This window comes from Marinobacter sp. UBA2498 (assembly GCF_002341575.1).
GTDB classification, from domain to species: Bacteria; Pseudomonadota; Gammaproteobacteria; order Pseudomonadales; family Oleiphilaceae; genus Marinobacter; species Marinobacter manganoxydans.
The window spans coordinates 20668-23108 of sequence record NZ_DDOI01000043.1 but is presented as its reverse complement, the minus strand read 5'-3'; the positions used below and the strand labels follow the sequence as shown (position 1 = coordinate 23108).

3 protein-coding genes are annotated in these 2441 nt (G+C 61.2%); 1 reads left to right on the top strand and 2 read right to left on the bottom strand.

Annotation, left to right across the window (positions count from 1 at the left end):
* Window positions 1-701, top strand: a 701-nt coding sequence (locus B2W52_RS04905) for an enoyl-CoA hydratase/isomerase family protein (protein WP_286801674.1), incomplete at its 5' end; no start/stop codon positions are given.
* 11 nt (window positions 702-712) lie between these two features.
* On the opposite strand, the gene B2W52_RS04900 is transcribed toward B2W52_RS04905, so the two are convergent.
* Both B2W52_RS04900 and B2W52_RS04895 read right to left on the bottom strand, forming a co-directional pair.
* Window positions 713-1210 carry an ankyrin repeat domain-containing protein gene (locus tag B2W52_RS04900; protein WP_286801671.1) on the bottom strand — a complete coding sequence of 166 codons (498 nt, stop codon included), beginning with the start codon at window positions 1208-1210 and terminating at the stop codon, window positions 713-715.
* Window positions 1211-1292: 82 nt separating this feature from the next.
* Window positions 1293-2441, bottom strand: a 1149-nt coding sequence (locus B2W52_RS04895) for a GNAT family N-acetyltransferase (RefSeq protein ID WP_286801669.1), incomplete at its 5' end; no start/stop codon positions are given.

Here is a 2441-nt window from a genome sequence, read left to right as displayed (position 1 = left end):
CCCTGGCCATGCCCGAGATCGCCATCGGTCTGTTTCCCGACGTGGGCGCCAGCTGGTTTCTGAATCGACTGCCCGGCCGGCTGGGTTTGTTCATGGGTTTGACCGGCGCCCGCCTGAACGTAAGCGATACCCTTCGGGTTGGCCTCGCGGATATGGCCATTCTCCAGGAAGACCGGGAACGTTTGCTCGACCGCCTGGCGTCAGAGCGCTGGACCGGGCAGACCGCTGCCGATGACAACCGCCTGTTCCGCTTACTCAATCAGATCCAGACACCGGATTACCGGGCTCTTCCACCCAGCAATCTTGCTACGCACGAACAGCGGATTGCCCGGCTGAGCGCCGGTGATGAACTGCCTGAGATTGTCGATCAATTGCTGACAGCCGAAGTGGACTGCGACTGGTGGCATGCGTGCATGAACACACTGAGAACCGGATGTCCGGTGTCGGCGTGGCTGGTGTGGACGCAGTTGAAAAAAGCCCAGCAGATGTCCCTGAAGGATATTTTCCGGATGGAACTGGCCATGGTCTCGGAATGCATCCGGCGTCCCGATCTGGCAGAGGGAATCCGGGCTCTGGCTATCGACAAGGACCGTCAGCCAAAATGGAGTTACCCGAGCGTGGCCGATGTGCCGGAAGACGTGGTTGCGGCTCATTTCACCCCGGAGTGGGATGACGAGACGGATCCGATGGGCCTGGAGTAAGCCGGTCGGCGCTAGAACTCGGCGCCCGCCTGCACCAGCAACATTTCCAGATCCCGATTGTTGGTGGCGCGGGCAACGTCCAGTGCCGTTTGGCCATCGCTCGCCTCGTAATTGACGTCGGCTCCGGCCGCCACCAGCCTCTCCGCCGTCAGCAAATCCCCGTTGGCCACGATTTTCATCAGCAGGGATTCGCCCCCCTGACTCACGTTGACGTTGGCACCGGCTGCCACCAATACCTTCACCACCGACAGATGACCGTTTTCCGCCGCCCGCATCACGGGCGTATAACCGTACTGATCACTGGTGTTTACATTGGCGCCGGCCGACAACAACAGCTGCACCCGCCGCTTTTCACCCTTCCCGGCGGCTGAAACCAGCATTGCATCCGCCTCGGCCAGGGCCTCGGGGCTCAGAGCAACCGGTTGGTTCGGGGAGGCGCAGGCGGACAGGAAAACAACAAGCGGAAGCAATATGAGCAAAAAACGGAAGGCGCCGGTTCCCTTGGCCATAACAAACAGTCTCTGTGGATCTCGTTGAAAGGATACGAGGGCCCATTCTGGGCAGACACCGGCGGAAATTAAATCGAGCGAGTCACAAACCCGGGCCATCCTTCAAAAGATCACGCACCACCTGTCGCAGACGATCTTCGCCTTCTCTCTGGCCCAGGCAAAGCCTGTCCGCCTGCAGCGCGGACCAGGGCCGCCCCTGAAGAACACTCTGGCACCAGACCGCAAGCGCCTCATGGCTTTTCAGCCACGCCATGATCCCCGGTGCCTGACTCAGCTTCCGCAATACCGGGACAGTAACCTGAAAGCCACGATGCCCATTGGCGAAATTGCTCAGATCCCGCAAATCATCCTTGTCCAGCGTCGGCCCGGTGGGCAGATCGGCGGTTATCCCGGCCAGCAATGTTGGCTCCAGCCCCTGCCAGTTGCCAGGCAAGAGAGTAAGCCAATGATCGGCCAGGCGGTTGCGAATGCGCCCTTCCAGATCGCGACCAGCCTGCGAAAAGCCGGCCACCATCTGCAGTGGATATTCGCCACTGGATGCTTCCTGCTGCAAGCCAACCCTGACAACATGCAGACCGCAGGTCTGCCAAAACGCGAGCAGGTCAGCGCTGCCACCGAAGCTGGTTCCGAGGTAATCAACATCCTGCTCGGCGGCATACCCCCTGGCAGCCTGCACCATGCATTGGCCAATGCCCGCGCGTCTGACCTCGTCTGATACTGCAATGCGGACAACCCTCAGACCCCGCAGGACCGCGGCCTCGGGATAGCCGCTGTGGCTGGCCAACGATTGCGGCAGCAGATGGCCCCGTATTCGCCGGGTACCCAGACTGACCTGCTGTGCCAGCTCATCCGGAAGGCCACCTTCGAGCGCGCACCAGAGCACACCAACCGTCTGATCGCCAATTCGCGCGCGCCAGCTACGGGCGGCCGGGTCATCCAGCCACTGCCTCAGATCAGCGGGGCTGGTCCGGTAATGGGCATCCACCAGCAACCCAAAGGCACGGGACAGAGCTTCGTCACTTGCCGTTGCCGGCTCCCAGGGTTCGATGACCAGCTCGCCGGCGCTGTATTCAGTTTTACCGGGCAAGCGACCACCGTCGGCCTCCAGCAAAAAGAGTCGGCTAATCAGGGCTTCCAGCGGATCGTTCATGGACCAGCGTACCGGCTCGCTCAACGTTACCGACTGCCACTGGGGCGTTGATTGATCAAGGACCTGTCGAAAACGAATGGC

Excerpts from the sequence above, each read along its gene's own strand:
- B2W52_RS04900 (WP_286801671.1), bottom strand. The coding sequence starts at position 1,210 with ATGGCCAAGGGAACCGGCGCCTTCCGTTTTTTGCTCATATTGCTTCCG.